23 protein-coding genes are annotated in these 22979 nt (G+C 39.9%); 8 read left to right on the forward strand and 15 right to left on the reverse strand.

The window, feature by feature from the left end:
* Positions 1–147 precede the first annotated feature (147 nt).
* Complete coding sequence (gene rpe, locus Q4575_RS12325) at positions 148–813, reverse strand: ribulose-phosphate 3-epimerase (protein ID WP_272181721.1); 666 nt, start codon at positions 811–813, stop codon at positions 148–150.
* Positions 814–1023: 210 nt separating this feature from the next.
* Here rpe and Q4575_RS12330 point away from each other — a divergent pair, with 210 nt between their 5' ends.
* The 3 genes from Q4575_RS12330 (at position 1024) to Q4575_RS12340 (ending at position 3193) form a co-directional block, all read left to right on the forward strand.
* The gene (locus Q4575_RS12330; protein ID WP_215965249.1) at positions 1024–1641 is read left to right on the forward strand and encodes a TorF family putative porin; all 618 of its coding nucleotides are present in this window, start codon (positions 1024–1026) and stop codon (positions 1639–1641) included.
* 183 nt (positions 1642–1824) lie between these two features.
* Entirely contained in the window at positions 1825–2088 is a 264-nt protein-coding gene (locus Q4575_RS12335; protein ID WP_215965250.1) for a DUF4404 family protein, read from the forward strand.
* A gap of 379 nt (positions 2089–2467) precedes the next feature.
* Positions 2468–3193 carry a SapC family protein gene (locus tag Q4575_RS12340; protein ID WP_215965251.1) on the forward strand — a complete coding sequence of 242 codons (726 nt, stop codon included), beginning with the start codon at positions 2468–2470 and terminating at the stop codon, positions 3191–3193.
* 150 nt (positions 3194–3343) lie between these two features.
* On the opposite strand, the gene Q4575_RS12345 is transcribed toward Q4575_RS12340, so the two are convergent.
* The 6 genes from Q4575_RS12345 to Q4575_RS12370 form a co-directional block, all read right to left on the reverse strand.
* A complete protein-coding gene (locus Q4575_RS12345) occupies positions 3344–4627 on the reverse strand; it encodes an inorganic phosphate transporter (protein ID WP_215965252.1) in 1284 nt (427 codons plus the stop codon).
* 33 nt (positions 4628–4660) lie between these two features.
* Positions 4661–5338 carry a TIGR00153 family protein gene (locus tag Q4575_RS12350; protein WP_215965253.1) on the reverse strand — a complete coding sequence of 226 codons (678 nt, stop codon included), beginning with the start codon at positions 5336–5338 and terminating at the stop codon, positions 4661–4663.
* A 262-nt stretch (positions 5339–5600) separates the two neighbouring features.
* On the reverse strand, positions 5601–6308 hold the full coding sequence (gene phoU / locus Q4575_RS12355; RefSeq protein WP_215965254.1) for a phosphate signaling complex protein PhoU: 708 nt from the start codon (positions 6306–6308) through the stop codon (positions 5601–5603).
* Between the two features lie 48 nt (positions 6309–6356).
* Entirely contained in the window at positions 6357–7181 is an 825-nt protein-coding gene (gene pstB, locus Q4575_RS12360) for a phosphate ABC transporter ATP-binding protein PstB (RefSeq protein ID WP_215965255.1), read from the reverse strand.
* A 55-nt stretch (positions 7182–7236) separates the two neighbouring features.
* The gene (gene pstA / locus Q4575_RS12365) at positions 7237–8886 is read right to left on the reverse strand and encodes a phosphate ABC transporter permease PstA (protein ID WP_303523100.1); all 1650 of its coding nucleotides are present in this window, start codon (positions 8884–8886) and stop codon (positions 7237–7239) included.
* 33 nt (positions 8887–8919) lie between these two features.
* A complete protein-coding gene (locus Q4575_RS12370; RefSeq protein ID WP_303523101.1) occupies positions 8920–11193 on the reverse strand; it encodes an ABC transporter permease subunit in 2274 nt (757 codons plus the stop codon).
* A 219-nt stretch (positions 11194–11412) separates the two neighbouring features.
* Here Q4575_RS12370 and Q4575_RS12375 point away from each other — a divergent pair, with 219 nt between their 5' ends.
* Positions 11413–11919, forward strand: a complete 507-nt coding sequence (locus Q4575_RS12375; RefSeq protein WP_303523102.1) for a glycine cleavage system protein R — start codon at positions 11413–11415, stop codon at positions 11917–11919.
* Between the two features lie 98 nt (positions 11920–12017).
* On the opposite strand, the gene Q4575_RS12380 is transcribed toward Q4575_RS12375, so the two are convergent.
* The 5 genes from Q4575_RS12380 to Q4575_RS12400 all read right to left on the reverse strand — a co-directional run bounded on the left by Q4575_RS12380 (position 12018) and on the right by Q4575_RS12400 (position 16816).
* Complete coding sequence (locus Q4575_RS12380; RefSeq protein ID WP_215965259.1) at positions 12018–12986, reverse strand: PstS family phosphate ABC transporter substrate-binding protein; 969 nt, start codon at positions 12984–12986, stop codon at positions 12018–12020.
* Positions 12987–13331: 345 nt separating this feature from the next.
* Positions 13332–14642 (reverse strand): phosphate regulon sensor histidine kinase PhoR, encoded by a 1311-nt coding sequence (phoR, locus tag Q4575_RS12385; protein WP_215965260.1) that lies wholly within the window; start codon positions 14640–14642, stop codon positions 13332–13334.
* Between the two features lie 8 nt (positions 14643–14650).
* Positions 14651–15334 (reverse strand): phosphate regulon transcriptional regulator PhoB, encoded by a 684-nt coding sequence (gene phoB / locus Q4575_RS12390; RefSeq protein ID WP_215965261.1) that lies wholly within the window; start codon positions 15332–15334, stop codon positions 14651–14653.
* 180 nt (positions 15335–15514) lie between these two features.
* The gene (locus Q4575_RS12395; RefSeq protein WP_215965262.1) at positions 15515–16054 is read right to left on the reverse strand and encodes a hypothetical protein; all 540 of its coding nucleotides are present in this window, start codon (positions 16052–16054) and stop codon (positions 15515–15517) included.
* Between the two features lie 66 nt (positions 16055–16120).
* Entirely contained in the window at positions 16121–16816 is a 696-nt protein-coding gene (locus Q4575_RS12400; protein ID WP_215965263.1) for a HupE/UreJ family protein, read from the reverse strand.
* Positions 16817–16994: 178 nt separating this feature from the next.
* On the opposite strand from Q4575_RS12400, the gene Q4575_RS12405 reads away from it, so the two are divergent.
* Complete coding sequence (locus Q4575_RS12405; protein WP_303523103.1) at positions 16995–17420, forward strand: hypothetical protein; 426 nt, start codon at positions 16995–16997, stop codon at positions 17418–17420.
* A 137-nt stretch (positions 17421–17557) separates the two neighbouring features.
* Here the strand turns inward: Q4575_RS12405 and Q4575_RS12410 are convergent, their stop codons facing one another.
* The 3 genes from Q4575_RS12410 to Q4575_RS12420 all read right to left on the reverse strand — a co-directional run bounded on the left by Q4575_RS12410 (position 17558) and on the right by Q4575_RS12420 (position 20088).
* Complete coding sequence (locus Q4575_RS12410; protein WP_303523104.1) at positions 17558–18469, reverse strand: porin; 912 nt, start codon at positions 18467–18469, stop codon at positions 17558–17560.
* A 192-nt stretch (positions 18470–18661) separates the two neighbouring features.
* Positions 18662–19516 (reverse strand): metallophosphoesterase, encoded by an 855-nt coding sequence (locus tag Q4575_RS12415; protein WP_215965266.1) that lies wholly within the window; start codon positions 19514–19516, stop codon positions 18662–18664.
* A complete protein-coding gene (locus tag Q4575_RS12420; protein WP_303523105.1) occupies positions 19513–20088 on the reverse strand; it encodes a hypothetical protein in 576 nt (191 codons plus the stop codon). The genes Q4575_RS12415 and Q4575_RS12420 overlap by 4 nt, the downstream gene beginning before the upstream one ends.
* Before the next feature lie 216 nt (positions 20089–20304).
* Between Q4575_RS12420 and Q4575_RS12425 the strand changes: the two genes are divergently transcribed.
* From Q4575_RS12425 to Q4575_RS12435, 3 genes are all read left to right on the forward strand, one after another.
* A complete protein-coding gene (locus Q4575_RS12425) occupies positions 20305–21225 on the forward strand; it encodes a Dyp-type peroxidase (protein ID WP_215965268.1) in 921 nt (306 codons plus the stop codon).
* A 167-nt stretch (positions 21226–21392) separates the two neighbouring features.
* Positions 21393–21731 carry a P-II family nitrogen regulator gene (locus Q4575_RS12430; protein WP_215965269.1) on the forward strand — a complete coding sequence of 113 codons (339 nt, stop codon included), beginning with the start codon at positions 21393–21395 and terminating at the stop codon, positions 21729–21731.
* Between the two features lie 11 nt (positions 21732–21742).
* The gene (locus tag Q4575_RS12435) at positions 21743–22951 is read left to right on the forward strand and encodes an ammonium transporter (protein ID WP_215965270.1); all 1209 of its coding nucleotides are present in this window, start codon (positions 21743–21745) and stop codon (positions 22949–22951) included.
* Positions 22952–22979 lie beyond the last annotated feature (28 nt).

Below are 22979 nucleotides of genomic sequence, written 5' to 3' on the forward strand. Positions count from 1 at the left end.
GCCGCTATTGTAGCGGCTATTTTTATTGGTGCAATCGACTTAGGCTGATTTTTACAATAATTACCCACTTAGGTAATCGACTATCTTTAAAGTGTAAAGTTGACCGTCAGATTGTCTTTGCAAATTTTGGGCATGGTTAATTTTAAATTAGTTAACCTGCGCTAAAGTCTGTTTAATTGTGGCTGCCCGATCTTCACTTGCAAATATCGCCGAGCCCATGACAAACGTATCTGCCCCTGCATCAAAGATTTGCTTAATGTTGTCTGGCTTAACGCCGCCATCAACAGACAGCCTGATATCTAAATTATGTTCGTCAATCAAACGACGCACCGCACGGATTTTATCTAGTGTTTTTGGAATAAAGCTTTGCCCACCAAATCCTGGATTAACTGACATAATTAGGATGATGTCGAGATCTTCCAATACATCTTTAATCAAATTAATTGGGGTTGCAGGGTTTAATACAAGGCCAACTTTACACCCTAACTCTTTTACAAGGTGAACCGAGCGATGAAGATGTTTTGTTGCCTCTGGATGAAAACTAATATAATCGGCACCTGCAGCGGCAAACGATTTAATCATCTCATCAACAGGTTCAACCATAAGATGCACATCGATTGGGGCTGTAATACCGTAGTCTTTTAACGCTTTACATATCATTGGACCGAATGTCAGGTTTGGGACGTAATGATTGTCCATCACATCAAAATGCACCCATTGGCAACCGGCTGTAAGCACTTCATCAACCTCAGCACCAAGTTTGGCAAAATTGGCTGACAAAATAGATGGGGCAATAACCGCTGAATTTTTCATATATATCTCTTAATAACTGATAAAACCGCCCTTAAATGGTGAATTTGTTCGCACCATAATAGGGATATAATCGCTTTTTTTTAAATGAGTATAAAAAATACTCAATAAAAACAATATGTTAAAAGTTGGCTTGGTAGTTGAATTAACCTAGTAAACCACAAATCAATAATAATTATATTTATAAAATACAAAAATCTAGGGAACTTTCACATGAAAAAAACACTTTTAACAGCATTATTAAGCGCAACAATCCTTGCACCAGTAGCAGCACAGGCTGAATGGTCTGCAAACGCAGGATATGTTTCTCAGTATCACTTCCGTGGTGTACAACAAACAGCATTCGGTTCTGGTAGCGCTGGTATCGATTATGAAAAAGGCAACTTGTCAGCTGGTGTTTGGGCTGCAGACGTTTTTGACGGACTTGAAATTGACCTTTACGGTGCATACGGTCTTGAAACTGAAAGCGGTTTTGCATTAAGTGTTGGTGTTACAACTTACCAATACACTGGTGATTTTGACACGTCTTACAACGAATTAAACTTATCAGCTGGTAAAGGCGCATTAAGCGTTGAATTAACATTTGGTACTCACGAAGACGGTGCTGACGATGGCGACGCAAGCTACACATTCTTAGGTGCTACGTACTCTGCTGATAACGGCGTATACGGAACAGTTGGCGTATTTGGCGGCGATTGGGAAGGTAGTTATGTTGAAGCGGGTTACGGAACAACTGTAGGCGAATTTGACCTAGGTGTTTCTCTTATCGTTTCTGGTTCAGACCTTGATGATAATGAATCATTAGTATTTAGCCTTGGTAAATCTTTCTAATTGTAGATTGACAAACAATAGCTAAATCTTCAAAAGCCGCGTAAAGCGGCTTTTTTGTGCCTACTGATCAGCCAAAAGTAAAACTCAGTTAGTTGTTGATATCTGCGCCAATTGAATTCCTTGCAACTTTGCTATTTTTAACACCTCAACTATATTTGAAGAGTGAGAAAACTGGAGAAAGATATGCAATCAAGACAATTGTTGGATTCGGTCGTTGAATTACATACGGCGTTAGAAACGATGCCAAATGTGGACGATGCATTATTGGAACAGGCGCGAGAATTAGATGCACAAATGCATCAAATGATTAAGTCTAACGAACTTAAAGCCGAAGAGTCGCTTACAGAACAACTGTTGGCAATGGAGACACAGTTTGCTGTTGAGCACCCAACTCTAGAACGGTTGACGAGAGAAATAATCGACCGGTTATCACAAATGGGTATATAAATACCAAAAGTCCTTACAATATTGCCTAACTACGGTGGATTTTCATTCGCCTGTTCGATTATTTCAATCTTTTAGTTGTTTCCCCCTTTTATTTGTGGATATTGTCCACATGTAGTTTACAAACATAAATAGTCGAATTTAAACATCATGGACTTTTCCGGTATTAACAAATCGTCATCTGATTCATTTCATCAGCAAAAGAACATGATTAAACAAGTATTGGCTGGAAAGTCTGTACCTTGTCTCAAATGTAAAAAACCGTTAAAAGTAGAAACGATTGAGACTGGCCTACACCTTTTCTGTGCCGCTGGTTGTACCGATGTTAAATTGGACACATAATAAAGGGTCTTAAAGGCCTCGGAACCCAAGGAGAATAACAATGGCAACTAATTTTCAGCCGTTAAATAAAGAAACGCACAAGAATGTCAAAATCAAAACAATTTCTAATGTTGAAGATCTTGCGGGACAACATGCACTAGGTGTTGTTGTTCAAGAGTTTGCACTTGCTGGTAATCAATACCCGATTGCATTTGTTAAAGATAAAAGCGAAAGTTTCTTTCCGGTCGCCATTTTGGGATTAGAACAAGGTAAAAACTTGTTTGTTAGCGAAGAAAACAAATGGGATGGCATGTACATGCCTGCACGTTACACTCATAAACCATTTAGCGTTATCCCTAACCCAGATGATAAGAATCTATACGGTATTGCAATCGACGTCGACAGCGAAGTTGTGAGCGATTCTGAAGGTGACGCTTTGTTTAACGAAGATGGTTCAGAGTCTGAGTATTTGGACAAACGTAAAGCGTCTTTAATGAGCTACGTAGAGAATGAGCAAATGACAAAAGCGTTTGTTGAACTTCTTGTTAAACACGACCTACTTAGCGCACAGAACATCAGTGTAAAAGTTCAAGGTAAAGAATACGTATTAAACGGTTTAAATATTGTTGATGAAAAGAAACTGAATGCGTTGTCTGATGAAGACTTCTTAGAGATCCGTAACCGTGGTTTCCTTGGACCGATTTTTGCTCATTTAGGCTCTATGCATCAAGTAACCAACCTGATCCAACGCCAAGCTAAAGTATTAGCAGCCGCTGAAGCAGCATAAATACTAAGAGTAAACACGCTTCATATTTAGCGTAAATTTTAGATATAAAAAAGCCGCTTATAAAAAGCGGCTTTTTTTATGTCCGTTTGTTTATGATAATAAAAACAAACGGACGAAATATGCATTCATTTAAAATACATCAAAGGGCTATTAAGCTACCCCAAAGACAGCTTTTAGAATGAAGAACATAACAATCGATATTCCGGCGCCGATTGGTAGGGTAATTACCCACGAAATCACGATGTTACGTACAACACCCATATTTAACGCAGCAATACCACGAGCAAGACCTACACCTAACACGGCCCCTACTAAGGTTTGTGTTGTTGAAATTGGCAAGCCTGTACCTGAAGCGATAATAACGGTTGATGCTGCAGCAAGTTCAGCAGCAAAACCACGACTAGGGGTTAAATGCGTAATGCCATTACCAATTGTCGCAATTACACGATGACCGAAAAGGGCTAAACCTGCAACGATACCAAATCCACCAAGTGGTAATATCCACCAAGCAAGTGCAGCTTTAGCAGCGATTTCACCATCATTTTGTACAATAGACACAACCGCAGCCAAAGGACCAATTGCGTTAGCAACGTCATTCGAACCGTGGGCAAATGCCATACAACATGCGGTAACAACCATCAACACTGCAAATATTTTTTCAACATTGTTGAAATGCATTTCTTTGTCAGCTTTAGGGTCAATCTCAATTTTGCTTATGAAGTACTTACCAATCAATGCAATAGCAATACCGATGATAATCGCATAAACATAAGACTCAGTGGTTGAAATTGAAAACTCGCCTGATTTCATGACATGTTTAAGACCTTTTTTGATCGTGACCAAGGCCATAACAAATCCAGCAAGAAACATATAAAACGGAACGTACTTTTTGGCATTAGCTAAAGGATCTTTAGTATCAAAGATCAGCCGCTGTGCCGACATAAATATAAAGTAGGCTAAGGTTCCGGAGAGGGCGGGGGTTACAATCCAACTGCCGACTATGCCACCAACTTTTGCCCAATTAACGGCATCAACACCAACACCAACAGCCGCAAAACCAACAATGGCTCCGACAATTGAATGGGTCGTTGATACAGGCCAACCTAAGTATGACGCAACAGCTAGCCATATAGCAGCGGCAAATAGTGCCGAAATCATACCAATTACAAGATATTCAGGGTTGGCGATAAAAGGAGTAGAATCGATAATGCCTTTACGAATGGTAGAAGTTACTTCCCCACCTGCTAAATAAGCACCAGCAAATTCAAAGATCATCGCAATTATGATGGCTTGTTTAATTGTTAGCGCTTTAGAGCCAACTGATGTTCCCATTGCATTGGCAACGTCATTTGCCCCAATACCCCAGGCCATGAAAAAACCGACTACTGCCGCAAGAACGATCAGCATTACGCCGTAAGTTGAAATAATGTCCATTGAAATACCTAACTATTTTTTTATTAACATTAATTATCGCGCGAGCATAAGCTCAAGGCGTGAACCAACTCGTTCGGCAACATCTGCCAAATCACCAATCCATTCGAGCATACGATAGGTCACCATGACATCAATCGGGTTTAATTCGTTTTCTAACTTTTTATAAGCCATGCGGATATTGATCTGCATCGTGTCCGTATCATCTTCGATTTTGTCCAATTCAGTGATAATACGAGCAACAAGTTCAACTTCACGTCCTCTGAAACCAGTTTCTAATAACTCGTCAAATTCGTTGATAGCTTTACGTGCTTGTTCGGTAGCATCGACATTACGTTGGATAAATGCTTTAAATTCAGTTTGAATCGACAATGGGATAGTCAACTCACGGCCAAGGAAGCGACCAGAAATATCTTTTGCGCGGTTAGCAATTTTATCTTGTTGGGTAATTAACTCTAACAAGTCTGTACGTTCAACAGGAAGGAATAAACCACGAGGTAAATTCATACGTATTTCACGTTTTAGCACGTCGGCTTGTTTTTCAGCGTGGGAAATTTGAGCGCGGATCTTGGCGGCTTCTTGCCAATCTTCTGCAAAAACAGCGTCAAAAAATGGCAACAATAGTTCAACTGCTTCTTGAACCTGATTGATGTGCTCTTCTAAAGGTTTTAGAGGAGACTTTGCAAATACGCCTAATATTGAATGAGCGGCCATATTTATACCTTTATTTATTTGGTAAACAGCAAATTTGTTGTGTTGTAAAATTCTGCGTTAACACAACAACTAAATTCCTAGTTCTATAGTGTAGTTGTAAAATATAGACCTAGGTTGAGCGGAACGCAGTTTATGTCACTTTTATTACATTATTATGACAGAAATGACTTCGCGCGGTATTTTAACCATAAAATTGCCGCAGGTGTGAAAAAACCGCTTATTTAAGCGGTTTTTTTACTGTTGACAAGCTTACGCATAATATTTAGGAAAGCACGTTATTTTGAATGTCCTTTTCAGAAGTATGGCGTACATCGGTGCCTTTAACAAAATAGATAACGTATTCAGAGATGTTTTGGCATCGGTCACCAATGCGTTCTAACGAGCGCACTGACCAAAAGACATCCATAACCTTTGGAATAGAACGTGGATCTTCCATCATGTAGGTCATTAATTGGCGCGTAATAGCTTCGTACTCTTTGTCCAAAATTTTATCTGACTTATGTACTTCAAATGCCGCGTCAACGTCCATTCGCGCAAATGCATCTAATACTTGGTTCAACATATGGATCGCTTTGCGGCCCATGTTGTCCATCGACACCAAAAACTCCTGTTGTGTCTTATTAAACGATTCCAATGCGACTTTAGCAATTCGTTCTGCTTCATCTCCAATGCGCTCTAAATCAGTTATGGTTTTGACAATTGCAAGTACTAAACGTAAATCTGACGCCGCTGGTTGACGTTTGGCAATGATACGTGTGCATTCCTGATCGATTTGAACTTCCATCCGGTTGATCAAATAATCGGTTTCCAATACACGTTTTGCTAAGGCTTGGTCTGAATTGTTAACGGCATTTAACGCATTGGTTAACTGCTGTTCAACAAGGCCGCCCATTTTTAATACGTCATTTCTGATCTGCTCCAATTCTTCATTAAATTGGCCTGAGATGTGTTTGTTTAAATTTAATTCCATGTTTCCCCCTAAGTCGCTATTTAACCCGTTACTACTAAGACTTGGCTGTTAACCGTAACGACCCGTAATGTAGTCTTCAGTCTTTTTCATTTTTGGTGTAGTAAATAGCGTATTTGTATCGGCGTGCTCGATTAGTTGCCCCATATACATAAAGGCGGTTTGGTCAGAAACACGAGCGGCTTGTTGCATGTTATGCGTAACAATAACAACAGTGTATTTGTCTTTAAGCTCAGTGATCAATTCTTCAATAGTTAATGTTGAAATTGGATCTAGTGCTGAAGTTGGTTCATCGAGCAACAAAACTTCCGGTTCAATGGCGATTGCTCGGGCAATCACAAGTCGTTGTTGTTGACCACCAGATAGGCCTAATGCACTGTCGTGCAAGCGGTCTTTCACTTCATTCCAAAGTGCTGCGTTTCGAAGAGAACGTTCAACTACTTCATCTAAAATGCGTCGGTCTTTTATGCCTTGTAAACGCAGCCCGTAAACCACATTTTCATAAATGGTTTTTGGAAATGGGTTAGGGCGTTGAAATACCATACCTACGGCACGACGAAGTGACGCAACATCAACTGACTTATCGTAGATGTTTTGGTTATGTAATAATATTTCGCCTTCAATACGACAAGTATCAACTAAGTCGTTCATTCGATTAATACAACGAAGTAATGTTGATTTACCGCAACCAGATGGACCGATAAAAGCAGTCACTTGGCCTTTTGGGATATTCATCGTAATGTTTTCTAACGCTTGTTTTTCTGCGTAATAAAGATCTAACTCTTTTATCCTAAGGGCAATCTGCTCATCTCTTAGGTTGTTTAAATCTATTACTGACGACGTTTTGTTGCTCATATCTGGTGCTACAGAAATCATCTCACACTCTCTTACTTTCTTTAATCTTTAAAATTCTATTTAGCTAGGGACCGGTTTAGTGCTCTAGCGCTTTATATTTTTCGCGTAAATGGTTACGAATGCCAATCGCTGTAATATTTAGCGCAACGATAACCGTCACTAATAAAAACGATGTTGCATAAACCAAAGGTCTTGCGGCTTCTACGTTTGGACTTTGGAAGCCCACATCGTAAATATGAAAACCTAAGTGCATAAACTTGCGATCTAAGTGTACAAACGGAAAGTTTCCGTCGATAGGTAATGTAGGTGCCATCTTAACGACACCAACTAACATTAATGGTGCGACTTCACCTGCTGCGCGGGCAACGGCTAAGATCAGACCCGTCATAATTGCTGGGCTGGCCATAGGGATCACGATACGCCATAGTGTTTCTGCTTTTGTTGCCCCTAATGCTAATGAACCTTGACGTAACGAACCTGGAATACGAGATAGGCCTTCTTCTGTTGATACAATAACAACAGGTAAAGTTAATATCGCTAATGTTAGTGCCGACCACATTACACCTGGGGTACCAAACGTAGGTCCTGGTAAAGCTTCAGGGTAAAACAATTGGTCGAGTGAACCACCAAACATATATACGAAGAACCCTAGACCAAATACACCATAGACAATAGATGGGACACCGGCCAAATTGATAACCGCGATACGGATGATTTTGGTTACTGCACTGTTCCCTGCATATTCATGAAGGTAAATTGCAGCGATAACCCCAAATGGTGTAACAATAACAGCCATTAACATTACCATAAAGACCGTACCAAATATGGCTGGGAACACCCCACCTTCGGTATTGGCTTCACGCGGGTCATCAAATATAAATTTCGATATTTGTTTTCCGTATCGTGCAACCTTGCCAAAAAAGTTCATGTCGTTTGGAAAGGCGACATCCAAGATGTAATTCATTGGCAATGATACTAATTCACCGCGCATGTCTTTTACTATAACTTCGTCACGTTTCGCTTGGTTACGATAAGCAAATAGTTGCTTTTCGTATTCGCGATATTCTAAATTAAGTTCGGCGCGTCGGTCATATAGCCCTTGAACTTTTTCAGCGGTTAACGTGCCTTCTAATTCATACTTTCGTTGTTTTAATCTAAGTCGTTCTAGTTCGTAGTTTATTGCACCGATTTCATCGTTTTGTAAATCTAATGCCAATTCATTGAGTTCAACAGCGCGTTCAATAGCTTGTTCTAATGCGGCTTCTTTGTTTTCAACGATACGTTTGCCGTCGGCTATTACCGCTTCAACAAAACCGTAAAAGTTACCATTTTTGCTGCGTTCAAATACAGCGAGACCACTAGGTGTGTCGCTTTGTGTAATTTCAGGACTTAATATCCACTGAAAATCCAGTTCAACAAATTCGCGGTTACCGGTTTTCACTAATAGGCGTTCAACTTCTTCGCCTTGAATGTTATCAAACTTGATCCCAGCTTCGATAAGGCGTTGTGTTGGAACCAATTCGCGGTCATAAATTTCACCGATAACAGTGTAGCTCTGACCCGTTTGGGTATTCACGCTAAACTGATGAATATCTGACGGCCAAAAATACGAAAGGCCGCGACTTGCAATTAATAATAGTAACCCGATTACAGATATCAAGCTGATGCTAACTGCACCAGCTGTCATCCAGATCCAAGGGGCACCTGATTTAAACCATGACTTCATTCTAAATTCTCCAAAATCTTAAGTAGGTGCGCATTAAAGTGAGCTGTACTTTTCACGTAAACGTTGGCGAACGAATTCCGCAATCGTGTTAAAAAAGAAGGTGAATATAAACAATACAAATGCGGCTAAGAACAAGATACGGTAGTGCGAACTGCCGACTTCCGACTCTGGCATCTCAACAGCGATATTTGCTGACAATGTGCGCATTCCTTCAAATATGCTCCAGTCCATAATTGGTGTGTTACCTGTGGCCATCAATACAATCATTGTTTCGCCAACTGCGCGGCCTAGTCCCATCATTACAGCAGAAAAGATACCTGGGCTTGCTGTTAACAAAACCACTTTTACTAAGGTTTGCCACTGCGTTGCGCCTAGTGCTAATGAACCAGATGATAAGGTTTTTGGTACACTAAATACCGCATCTTCCGCAATTGAGAATATGGTTGGGATAACTGCAAAGCCCATTGCGATACCAACAATTAACGAGTTTCGTTGGTCGAATGTTATGCCTAAGTCGTTGGTGATAAATAGACGTGTATTACCATCAAATAACCACAGTTCAACTAGCGGACTTAACGCAAACGATGTCCAGCCAACAATAACAACAATTGGTAGTAAAATAATTGAATCCCATCCGGCAGGTACTTTATTACGTACTTTGGTCGGTAAGTTGTGCCAAATAAATGCAGTTATAAAAACCGAAAGTGGCAACAATATGAGTAACAATACAACACCAGGAAGATGTTCTTCGATGACGGGGGCAAGCCATAGGCCAGCTAAAAATCCTAAGATAACCGTAGGTAATGCTTCCATAATTTCAACCGTTGGTTTTACTATCTTACGAACGCTTGGGGCCATAAAGTATGCGGTGTAAACCGCTGCCGCTAAACCAATTGGTACGGCGAACATCATTGCATACATCGCTGCTTTTAGGGTGCCAAACGAAATTGGTACTAGGCTAAATTTAGATTCAAAATCGTCACTTGCAGAAGATGATTGCCAAATGTAGTCGGCTTCTGGGTAACCTTCGTACCATACTTCTTGCCATAGTCCCGACCAACTAACTTCAGGGTGTTCGTTTTCAATTTTAAACACACTCAAGCCTTTTGCAGAATAAATCACAATGGCGTTAGAGCGCGGCGAAAATTCAAAATCGAGTATTGCCTGGTCCACTAATTGCCCTTGCCATAATTCCGCTTCAGAAGTGGTATGGAATATATTTGCTTCACCGCTTTTAGTTACCGCGGTAAATGTTCTGCGATAAAATTCAGGGTAAATAGCAACAACTGCTTTATCTTCGGTGTCTACTGCCATTTGGAAATGACGAGATTGAATAAACGCTCGTCCATCCGCACTATTTGTTTCAAACCACTGACCAATGTAACCATCACTGTAGCCAACCATCAGGGAGTTTGCGCCGGCCAGTAACTTTGCTGTAGTAATTGTCGCGGCGTTTCTGCCAACATCAACTGTATACAACAATTGAACATCTTCAGCATCTCGGCTATTTGCGACATAGATATGTTTGTCGGTGACAACAAAGAGCCTTGATGCATCTGGGGAAATTAGAAGCTGTTGTATTGTTCCTGTAACAAAGTTTAAATCCGATTGATAAGACGTCCAGCTGAGTTCGTCAGTGAACATATCTTCTTCACTTTCTAAACGTGAGAAGATAACGTCATCATTGGCTGTTTTGTAAACGATGCCAATGGCGTTTTCGTCAGTTGCAAAAGCAAAGTTGGTCTTTTCACCGCGAGATAAAATATTTCTCGCTTCTCCTGCTGGGAGGTCTAGCGCCGGTGTAGGTTGCTCACCAAAAGGGTAAGTAATAACCGGAGTTAACGTGCGTACATCATTAGGAAACGCCACTCTAAATGACGGTTTGATTACAGTAATTTCACCGTGTTCGTTTAGATATGCATATTGTCCTTGATGAGGCGCACTTGAGGAAAATGCGATTATATTGTCATCGATGTTGGCATCAACGCTAGTAATTAGCTTACCTGTGCCCGAACCTTTGACGTTATAAAAGTCAACCATACCTTTGTCAGTTAAGCCAAACGCAATTTCGGTTTGTTCTTCTATCCCAACGGCGACGTATTTATTAGCCATAGTGCTAACTGAACTGCGAGGTTCAATATGAGCTGCATTAAATACGGGTTTCACCACGTACAATAAATAAAAGAAAATCAAAAGTAGTGCACAAAGGACTAAAACACCGCCCGTCATTACACCGTACTTTGCGAATTGATCTTTGAATAAACGTTTTGAATCTGTTTTCAATCCGTTACTCGAAATTTGAGACATACTAATTACCTGCCCTAGATTAGTTGCTGCGTATTATATTTCGTTATTGTTACAGTTATGTGACATGGGACGGAAACGGGGGTCATGTTAGAGAAATAAATATGATTAAATAATATACATTAGACAAATTGATTGCACTTTATCTGGGCATTGTGCTGGATTTTTTTTGATTTGTTGACAATACTCATCCCAAATAATAAGAAAATAAGTGGCTAAGATATGAAGAAGCTTGTGTTAACAGTAATCGGTAAAGATAAAGTTGGGTTAGTACAGAACCTATCAAATGTTTTAGTAGAGAACCATGGCAATTGGCTTGCGAGTAACTTGTCTCATTTATCGGGCTATTTTGCTGGTGTTGTTGAAGTTGAAGTTGCTGAAGAGTTTATAAGTGATTTAACTTCTGCATTGTCACAAATGGACGATCTAAAAATAGATGTTCACGACGGTACGGGTAGTGAAAGTGACCAAAACCAACAAATTGAGTTTGTGATCACGGGTAATGATCGTAAAGGAATTGTTCGCGAATTATCTGAAATAATTCAGCATAAAGGTGCCAGCATTGTGAACTTTACGTCGAGTCGCCAAAGTGCTCCTAACTGGGGCGGAGGCTTGTTTCATGCAGTCGCAAAAGTCGAACTTCCGGTAGGTTTGGACGCAGATGTGATCGCAGAAGCGCTTGAAGAATTAGCCACAGATATCGTGGTGGATTTGGAGTTGGCAAGTTAAGGTTTGATTACAAATAGATTATTGTAATGCGATCAAAAAAGAGCACATTAAGTGCTCTTTTTTTGTTTTGGAAACTATCTATCTAACATTTATGACGTTTAGTTAAGACCAAGTACTTTAAGCTGTTTCTCGATAACTTTTGCTGGAAGAGGGATGTAACCGTCTTTTTCAACAATCTCTTGGCCTGTTTGAGATAACACCATTTTTACAAACTCAGTTTCCATTGGAGAAAGAGGCTTGTTTGGGTGCTTGTTTACGTAAACAAACAAGAAGCGAGATAGTGGGTACTTACCGTTAACCGCATTTTCCATGTTCGCATCTACATAGTTTGTGCCTTTCTTAGCAAGTGCAACAGCACGTACACCAGACGTTTTATAACCGATACCTGAATAACCAATACCGTTAAGCGAAGATGATACTGACTGGACGACAGATGCTGAACCAGGTTGTTCATTCACGTTGTTTTTAAAATCGCCTTTACATAGCGCTTTTTTCTTAAAGTAACCGTAAGTTCCAGAAACTGAATTACGACCAAATAACTGAACGTCTTTTGCAGCCCATTGACCTGTCAGGCCTAAATCGCCCCAGCGGTCGATATTTTGTGGTGCGCCACATTTACGTGTTGATGAAAATATTGCGTCGACATCAGATATTTTAAGCCCTTTAATCGGGTTGTCTTTATGTACAAATACCGCTAACGCGTCGATTGCAACTGGAATAGGTGTTGGTTTATAACCGAAACGTTTTTCAAATGCTTCTATTTCTTTAGACTTCATTTTACGGCTCATTGGACCGAAGTTTGACGTACCTTCCGTTAACGCTGGTGGCGCTGTTGATGAACCAGCTGCTTGAATTTGAATGTTAACGTTCGGGTATAAACGCTTAAATTCTTCAGCCCAAAAGGTCATCATGTTAGCTAATGTATCAGAACCAACAGTAGATAAATTGCCAGATATACCACTGGTTTTTTGGTAAGTAGGGATGTCTTTGTCTACGGCTACCGCAGAGGTCGAGACTAACGTGGCTAACGTAAAACCAAGTGCGCCAACAAGTGCTTTAAGTTTCATTTTTTGCTCCGATTAAATAATCTGTTTTACCTGACGTTGGATAAGTTTTTACCCGAAAGGTTATGTTTTACTTTTCAATGTTGGCCATAGTAGAGATGAAATGTGACATCTTTATTACATGTGTCATTTATTCTGGTAATTAAATGCTAATGAGGTCTAAGCTTCTGAAATGTATTGAGTATTTATTTTGTAAAATTCGTTATTGTTAGAAAATAACGTGCCAAATGATCTATTAACGCTTGGCAAACGACGTTTTAAATAAAGTGTCTTTAATTTGTAATAAACTGGTTTTTGCGGGTTTGAAAGAGATTTCATATAGCCGTTTGGGCATGAAATCTCCTATCGTTATTGGCTTTCAGGCGGGCAGATGAATTTTTTATTAATGACAAAGCCAAATTGACTACCAACTTGTCGACGACTCGTAATGGTAAGTTTGCTGTCATGAATTTTTAATATACGATTGACGATAGACAAGCCTAAACCTGAACCTCCACTATCTCGTGTACGCGCTTCGTCAATTCGATAAAAACGTTCTGTTAGTCTTGAAATATGTTCCGGTGCAATTCCCTGTCCATTGTCTTTACAACAAAATTTAGCACCGCCTTTGTCGTCACTGAGCCATTCTATTTCTATTTTTCCGCCGGCAGGTGTGTACTTTACGGCATTAAATATCAAATTAGAAAAGGCACTACGGAGTTGCTCTTTGTCAGTTAACATCCACAATGATTTGTCGATATTTAAGGTGATTTCATGTTGGTTGTTCGATAGCGCAATTGCGTCAGACTGTATTTTTTCCAACAGTGCAGGGACGTCGGTGGGTTTGGCATATTGTGTTGGCTGGGCGTTTTCCAAACGTGTTAATGTCATTAGCTGCTCAACCAATGCTTCCATTCGTTGGGACTGTTCACTCATCATCTTGTGTGCTTGTGGCCAAATTCCCATCGATGGCGCTTCGTCATTAGGTAACATTTCTAAATAGCCGCGCATAACCGTTAATGGTGTTCGGAGTTCATGCGACACATTGGCGATAAAGTCTTTCCGCATTTGTTCCATGAGTCTAAGCTGAGTGACGTCGCGAGCAATTAACGTCCACTGGTTTTTTTCAAACGGGGCGATTCTGCATTCGAGTGTGATGTGTTCATTTAGCGGTGAAGAGAACTCAAATGGTTCGTCGTATTCTTTTTGTTCTAGATAGTGAATAAACTCAGGATGACGAAGAAAATTATCTAGACGATTGCCAATATCACTTGGCATTTTGAAGCCCATCATTATTTGGGCTAACGTATTACACCAAACTATGGTTCTATCAGTGGTAAAAACAACAACGGCATCTGGCAATGATTCCGCGCCTTTGCGAAACCGTTTGATCAGCAGCCCTAACTCTTTGCGTTTTTGTTTGTGCTTACGTTGTAACTGAAACAGGCCATCAAAAAGTAGCGCCCAAGCGCCTTTGGCATTATACGGGGCAGAATTATTGTCGTACCACAGCCAATGAATGGCTTTTAGAAGATGAAAGTAATGCCAAATAATAATCGACAATAAACCAATAGCTATGGCTTGGTAGACATACCCGAAGGCCATTCCGATTAGGATAAAAGGCAACAATATTAACGCTACCTTTACAACAATATCCCTAATTTTTGGCAGTTGTATCATTTAAATCCTTAGTTGTTAGCTGAAAACCGATATCCTGAGCCTCGAACCGTTTGGATCATATGATTAACGTCGCCCATGGCTTTTCTCAAACGTCGTATTTGTACATCAACTGTACGATCTTCAACATAAACGTTTGTACCCCAGACATGATCTAATAATTGTTCCCTGCTGTAAACCCGTTCTGGGTGCGTCATGAAAAAATGCAGTAATTTAAATTCTGTTGGGCCAAGCTCAATTCGTTCATCGTTTACCGTTACACGGTGTGAAACTGGGTCTAAAACCAGTCCATTAGCCTGCACTGAATCTTCAATTGAAGTCGGTGAAACACGGCGTAACACCGCCTTAATACGGGCCATCAGTTCTTTTGGTGAAAATGGCTTTGTCATGTAATCGTCCGCGCCTACTTCTAGACCTCGGATTTTATCTTCTTCTTCGCCGCGGGCTGTTAACATTATAATTGGAATGTCTTTGGTGTAGTCCTGCTGTTTGAGCGTTTTAGCAATTTGAATGCCGCTGGCGCCGGGTAACATCCAATCGAGTAAAATAAGCACAGGTGAAGGGTCTATTAAATACTTTTGGGCTTCCTCAAAACTTTCGGCTTGAAGTGCTTCATAGCCATTTTGTTCAAGTACAAAAGCTAACATTTCTCTAATTGGTGCTTCGTCTTCAATTACTAATATTTTATTTGTCATTTTCTATTCATAAAATTGGAATAATTACTGTGAATACAGTATCAAATAAGTATATGACAATAATATGACAAAAGACTTAGGGGTAATAAAAAAATGACATTAAACGATCATTAAATAGAAACAATCATAAAATTGTTATGTCATTTAATAACTTAGAACTTTTTGGATGAAACTAAATGACTATTTTAGGCGATGTGATATGTATTGGCCTTCAACAATCAGGGTCACAATGACGGGCTTATCAGTGGTATTTTTCCAATACCAACCATGTGAACCGGAAAAAGGGGCGGTAAAACTGCCTTTCATCGTTTCTAATGTCGCAATCGCGTAACTTTCAAAATAGCCCGTAGTATCGCCTTTGGGTTCGCCGTGCAAATCGAAGTACAGTAAAGAGCCGTTGGTTTGCCATTCGTAGTTTAGTTTTTGATATTGCGTCATTACAAACTTGTATTCAACGCCACGTCCAGCTGGCACAATTACTTCTATGGTGACCGGCGGTTTATTTGTTGCGTTCTGGACAGGTTGTTTTAAGTTTGTGTTAATGGCATTTGTCGAAGTTTGAGTAAATACCGTTAGCCCTAATTTTTCACCTAGCCCGGTTGGGTCAATATTATATTCTGCAGGAAGAATAATGATCAGTAATACAGCCGCTGCAAAAATAAAGCTTAACAATGTGTATTTAATTAAAGCTGGCGTTGATAATAAAACTGTTTGTTGCATATTTAACTCTCTTTTTTCAATATGGCATTATTGAATTAATAATTATTGTTACACTTTTAAGCCCAACTAAATAAAGTATCCAGTTAACTGTAAGCCGAAGAGCATAAAGCCAGCGCTCATCAATAACCCATTTGTATATTTGGCAAATCGGATAAAACTCGGATGTGTTCGCCACGTATTAATTATCAATAAGATAAACGCTAATGCGGTAAATTGACCCAATTCAACACCTAGGTTGAACGCTAACAAATTGATCACTAAACCTTCATCCTGTAGTTGGAATTCCTGCAGTTTGGTGGCTAATCCAAAACCATGAAATAAGCCAAAGATGAGAACGACCAGTTGAGGATTAGGAGATTTTCCAAATAACGCGTTAAAGCCGCCTAAATTATCAAAGCCCTTATATAAAACTGACAAGCCAATAATCGCGTCGATTAAATAGGCGTTTATTTGAATGTCATTTAGAACGCCAAAGAGCAAAGTTAAACTATGCCCAAGTGTAAACATGCTGACATACAATAATACATCGCGACTTTTATGGATGAAAAATAGTACACCAACTAGAAATAATAAGTGGTCATAGCCTGTTACCATGTGTTTAGCGCCGATATACAAAAACGGGATAAACTGCACTCCCGAATGTTGTTGCAAGAATGCCCGGGTACTCTCATCAACACCGTGGGCAAAAAGTGCAAACGGTAAGCACAACGCGAGCAGACCGATAAGACTTAGCCAACGGAATCGAAGTAACGTGTCAAACATTCATATTTTCCTTACGGGCGATAAGATGGCGGATTAGGTGATAACGCACCTTAGCAAAAAAATGTAGATATTTGCGGTAAAGCTTGTTTTATTGGTTGAATTTTAGATAAGCAAATTGGTGTGTTTGCTATACAGTACAATAACCTTATGGGTGATAAATAAACGGTGAGGATGTTAAATGCACTATCAACATAAACAAATCGGTACGGCATTGTTGGTTGTAATGGCAGGGATTTTCGGTTTTGTCTTTTTTATGGCGATTGAAAAAAACGCAGATATAGGTTGGCCAGTGTTTTTGGTGCTAGCGCCTGTCGCTTTTCTGTTCCACTCTCTTAATATCAACGTAGATTCTGACGTTATTAGGTGGTCTTTTGGCCCTGGCTTTTGGCGTAAGTCATTGCCGTTAGAAGCAGTGGATTCAGTAAGTTTGATCACAACTAAATGGTACTACGGTTTAGGGATCAGATACATTCCAACGGGCTGGTTATATACGGTATCAGGGACACAGGCGATTGCGCTAAAACTAAAAGATGGCACTACAATTAGCTTAGGTACAGATGATCCTGATAACTTGATTGCTGCGATAAACTCGGTTCTTAAATAGAGACAAGATCACTAGCTTTGTTTAGCTAATGACATAAACAAAAAAAACCGCAGGGTTAACCGCGGTTTTTGAATTTCTAATTAAAGCATAAGCAAATCGTATAAAAGGGTTGCTGAAGCTTTTATCATCGAGGCAAGTTAGAACTTTTGTTCTAGACCTAAACCTAAGTAATTTTTGTTGCTACCAGAGGCATCATCATCTGAACCAAATGTCGTATAAAACGCAAATGCTTTGGTATTTTTACCTAATTTACGATCCGCACCGACGGTAAAGCCAGAATCATCTTCTAAGGTTTGGTATTGACCTTTTAAGTTATAGGCTCCCATTAGATACTCAGCACTGACCATAAAGCCATCTTTTTCGATGCCGGTATCAACACTTTCCTGAGTCTGGAACATAGCACCAAGTTTAACTGAACCGACTTTAGTTCCGCCCGTTAGTCGAGTTACGTTGTAGCCATTTAGTTCATTGTCCATCGCAACGGCTGCATAGTACTTGCCTTTTTTCAGGGCGCTGTCACCGTAAGTCACCGAAAGCGATGTCGCAGAATCGTCGTTCTCTTCATCGATGTAATAACTTGCACCAAACTGGAAGCCATTAACTTTAGGCGTTTTATAGGTTATTGAATCGTTAATGCGATTTTCACCTTTCCAGCCTACATTTTTTATATCGGCAGTTAAGTCAGAGAATAGGTCAAATTTTCCTTGAGACTGCTTTAAGACAGTATCGTTACGGCCTAAAATAACCTCACCAAACGAGCCTTTAAGACCAATATATTGGTTACGTGATTTTAAGTTTTCTGTTGTAGATTCATCTGCCACATCAACTTGAATTTCGTATTTGTAAAACACTTCCAAGCCGCCTTTAAGCTTTTCAGAGCCCTTTAGGCCAAAACGAGATGAGTTGCTTTTTAATTCAGTTTCACCATCTGAGTTTTGTACGGTAACGTTAACTTTACCGTAAACGTCAGTCGTAAATTGAGCAGCAAATGCGCTGTTTGTCAGTGCACTTAGGGCAGCAACGGCGATGATTGGTCGCAATATTTTCATTTTAATACCTATATCAAGGAAGTTGTTTAACTTAATCCTAGACGCAAAATCGGCGTCTTGAAATATTTGACGGTATTAAATAGCACAAATGTTACAGAAATATTTCAATGTGAATAAAATATTTCATTTTTATTTCTGTTTTGTTTCTAAGATGTGACTTTTTTATTAATTTTTAGTGAGATAGAGAAAAACCTACCTAATTTCAATTTCGGCCGGTAAACAGACAGGATCGCATTGTTCAATTGTAATTGTATCTGGTGTAACCGTCATGATGGCAAATTTAACATCTTGAGTATCGGCGGTTATAAAGTGAGGCAAGCCCACTTCTTCTCGCTGGTAATAAGCAAATTTGTGTTTGTGGGCATGAAGCATTTGATCAAACCCATTTTTAGCCAAGAACTGGCTTAGATCTGGGGCTCTTCCCCAAGGTTCGATGTGTGACATACCAATGGTGTGTAGCCGTGTTTCGTCGTCAGAAATTGCTGAAGCTTGCTCTAACCAGTCTAGATCTGGCACGTCTTCAAATTCGTATTGGTTGTCGTTGTAGGCAACAAACTTCGTCCCTAAATATGAAAATGTAAAATCGTACTCACCAAACGTTTGAAGCCAAATATCGACCCCATAAGATAATGAGTCGTGGTTACCGATTACTGGAATAATAGGTTTGTTTGAATGATTCATGGCTTTACATGTCCACTCAAACTCCTGTTTTAATCCAGTTTCGACTAAGTCACCTAATAGAATAATAAAATCGACTTCTGCATAGGTGTTTAACAATTTTATCGTTTCGTCAAAATCTTCTGGAAATTGTTGTGGGTCGCCCAATAATGCAACTTTAAATGAATCGCCGATTTGTTTGGTTTGTTCAATCTGTTTAATCAACGCAAGGTTTTCATCAACGGATTGACCCGGGCAATAGACGTCGGTTTGCCATGGCGAAAGTTCGTAATCACAGCCCACCAAAATGAGTGTTGTTGCTACAGCAATTAAGGCTGTACGAAGATAATTATAGCCGTTTGAGGCGACAATATTCATAATTGAATTCAAAATCGTTTCCTTATACCAAAGCCATAACTTACGATGCCTTCCAAACCAAAGGCGTCGTAATTGTCATTATAAAATTCAAAATTTCTAACGTAATTTATCAGGCCAACATCTAGCACACTCCAATCCATATAAACTTGCAGGTCTGAATTGAAAGAAACAACTGTCTGATAGTTAAAAATAACGCGTTTTGCCGTAGGGAAATAATAGCCATCGGGCAGGTAATCTGGGCTTTTCTTATATATTTCGTCTTGGTGACCAATTAGACTTGCCAAACCAAAGTTAAATGGACTAATTGTTATAGACGTACCAAACAATTCGCTTTCAATACGAGTATCACCTTCATAGCGATATTTTAAACTCGTTAGCGTCATTTCTTCGTGGCTGTCTAGCTCTGGTACAAAACCAATGCCAATGGAAAAATTGTGATTCTTGTGGAGCGTTAGACCAAACGAAATATGTGCCATTCCCATTAATGAGCCTGTTTGCAATTCAACAAATTTCTCCACAGCGTGACCTGAGTGGCTAAAAAACAAACTGAAGATGAGAGTAACTATGATAATAAATTTGGGCATTAATTGTTTTCTAACTATTCCATTCAAAGTACAGACCGGTCGGTTTGTAAATAATAAGGGCGGCTAAGGTGTTTTTCAATTTAAAAAGGCAAATTTGTGGTTATATAATAAAAGAGAGTTATCTATAGTTGAAATTTAGGACATAAGGTTATTGTTTTTATTAAGCTTAAGTGTATTTCAGAGTAGAATGCGTTAATACAAATGAAGAGGTGAATAATGGCGAGAGAACAATGGGGCATTTGTACTGAAGCAAATTTACATGGATTGCATTTGTTTTTTAATGCACATGAAGGTTACGAGCCCGTAATTAGAGAAGCGCTAAGCCAACTACCGAAAATCTTTGACGAAATTTCTGAACAGTTTTCCGAAGGTATGTTCAGTGGAGTTATTGCGATTGGTGCAAGTTTTTGGCAAGAACTTTACCCAGATGATATCCCCCCTGGTTTAAAACCATTTCCGGCAATGGGGCAAGACGACAGACAAATGCCGGCGTCGCCAATGGATTTGTTTATTCAACTTCGTTCTGACCGCCAAGATGTGAACTATATTGCGAGTCGCCGTATTTTAACTTTATTTGGTGAAACCATAGAACTAATCGAACAGGTGCCATGTTTTCGCTATCTAGACGGTCGTGATTTAACAGGCTTTGTAGATGGTACCGAAAATCCAAAAGGCAGAAAACGTCGTGAAATTGCATTACTAGCAGATGCCGGCAAGTTCACTGCTGGCAGCTTTGTTCATGTTCAACGCTATCGCCACCACCTTAATCGCTGGGATAAATTACCAACCCAGGAGCAAGAGTTGATCATTGGTCGGACAAAAATGGATGACAAAGAATTTTCAGCGGAAGATATGCCGTTAACCGCGCATGTGAAAAGATCAAATGTCAAAAATGCAGAAGGAAAAACGCGAGAGTTGATGAGACAAAGTATGCCCTATGGTGATTTAAGCCATCAGGGATTATTGTTTATCTCGTATTGCGCTGATCCTGATGCGTTTTCTGCGATCTTATCAAATATGGTCGTCGGTAATGATGATGGGGACTATGACCACTTGTTAAATTATACAACTGCAGAAACGGGGGCAGCCTTTTTTGCACCTTCAGTGGACTTTTTGGTAAACCAAGGCTCTCTCTAAATCTAGTCTTTCACGCCAGTCACCCTAGACACTATCATTCGGCTTTTATATGGGTGAAAAGATTTCATCCATATAAGTGACCAATACTCACCTGTAACTATTGCATATTTAACTGTGAATATTTAGGCTCTTTTTCAAAATAAATATGCAATCAACATGGTGTAAAAATGAAAAAGATTGAAGCAATCATAAAGCCGTTCCGTTTAGAAGACGTTCGTCTTGCGCTGCAAGAAGTAGGAGTCGTCGGCATGACGATTACAGAAGTAAAAGGGTTTGGACGCCAAAAAGGGCATACGGAAATGTATCGAGGCGCTGAATATCAGGTCGATTTTTTACCAAAAGTAAAAATTGAAATGATTGTCAACAGTGACGATGTGGAGCGCTGCATTGATGTCATTACCAATACAGCCAGAACTGGCAAAGTTGGCGATGGCAAAATTTTTGTAATTGATGTCGACCGTGTCGTGCGGATCCGTACTGGTGAAGAAAACAACGAAGCGATATAGGGTTAGACAAAATGCAAGAAATTAATAGTGCAGTAGAGACATTAGTCCAAAGCTCTAACACGTTATTTATATTACTCGGCGCTATAATGGTTTTTGCCATGCATGCCGGATTCGCCTTTTTAGAAGTTGGTACGGTTAGACACAAAAACCAAGTTAATGCGTTGGTTAAGATCATGGCTGATTTTGGCGTATCATGCGTAGCTTACTTTTTTGTTGGTTATTGGTTAGCGTACGATACGACCTTTTTTGCGAGTGCTCAGACGTTATCAGAAAACCATGGTTATGATTTAGTTAAGTTCTTCTTTTTAATGACGTTTGCGGCAGCAATTCCAGCTATCGTGTCGGGCGGTATTGCGGAACGTGGTCGTTTTTATCCATTTTTAATCGCATCCGCGTTGATAGTTGGTGTGGTATATCCAACGTTTGAAGGGATTATTTGGAATGGCAATTGGGGCTTTCAGGCTTGGTTAGAAGCGTTAACCGGCGCTCAGTTTCATGACTTTGCAGGTTCTGTGGTCGTCCATGGTGTAGGTGGTTGGTTAGCCTTTGTCGCTGTTATAATGTTGGGAATGCGACAAGGCCGAATACGTGGCGGTAAACTTGTGGCATTTGCACCATCTAACATTCCATTTTTAGCGTTAGGTGCTTGGATATTAAGTATCGGCTGGTTTGGCTTCAACGTGATGTCAGCACAAACACTGGATGGTATTTCAGGCCTTGTGGCGGTTAACTCATTAATGGCGATGGTCGGTGGTATTTTAGCTGCTTTGTATTTTGGTAAAAATGACCCTGGTTTTATTCACAATGGTCCATTAGCGGGCTTGGTGGCGGTTTGTGCAGGCTCTGATGTCATGCATCCAATCGGTTCATTGTTTGTCGGTTTGATTGCTGGTGGCTTATTTGTTTGGTTGTTTACCTATGTACAGAACAAGTTTAAGTTTGATGATGTATTAGGTGTGTGGCCATTGCATGGCGTTTGCGGTGCATGGGGCGGTATTGCCTGTGGCATATTTGGTAGTGAAGCGCTCGGTGGTTTAGGTGGCGTATCATTGACAGCTCAAATTATCGGGACACTTGCTGGTATTACAATTGCGTTAGTCGGTGGTGGAATTGTTTACGGTTTGGTTAACAAATTCTCTGCTCTAAGAATGACAGATGAAGACGAATTTGTTGGTGCAGATCTTTCGATTCATAAGATCGGATCTATAAACGAAGATTAGTTTAAAGTAATTACTTATAAAAAATCCG

This window comes from Psychrosphaera sp. 1_MG-2023 (assembly GCF_030548245.1).
Classification (GTDB): domain Bacteria; phylum Pseudomonadota; class Gammaproteobacteria; order Enterobacterales; family Alteromonadaceae; genus Psychrosphaera; species Psychrosphaera algicola.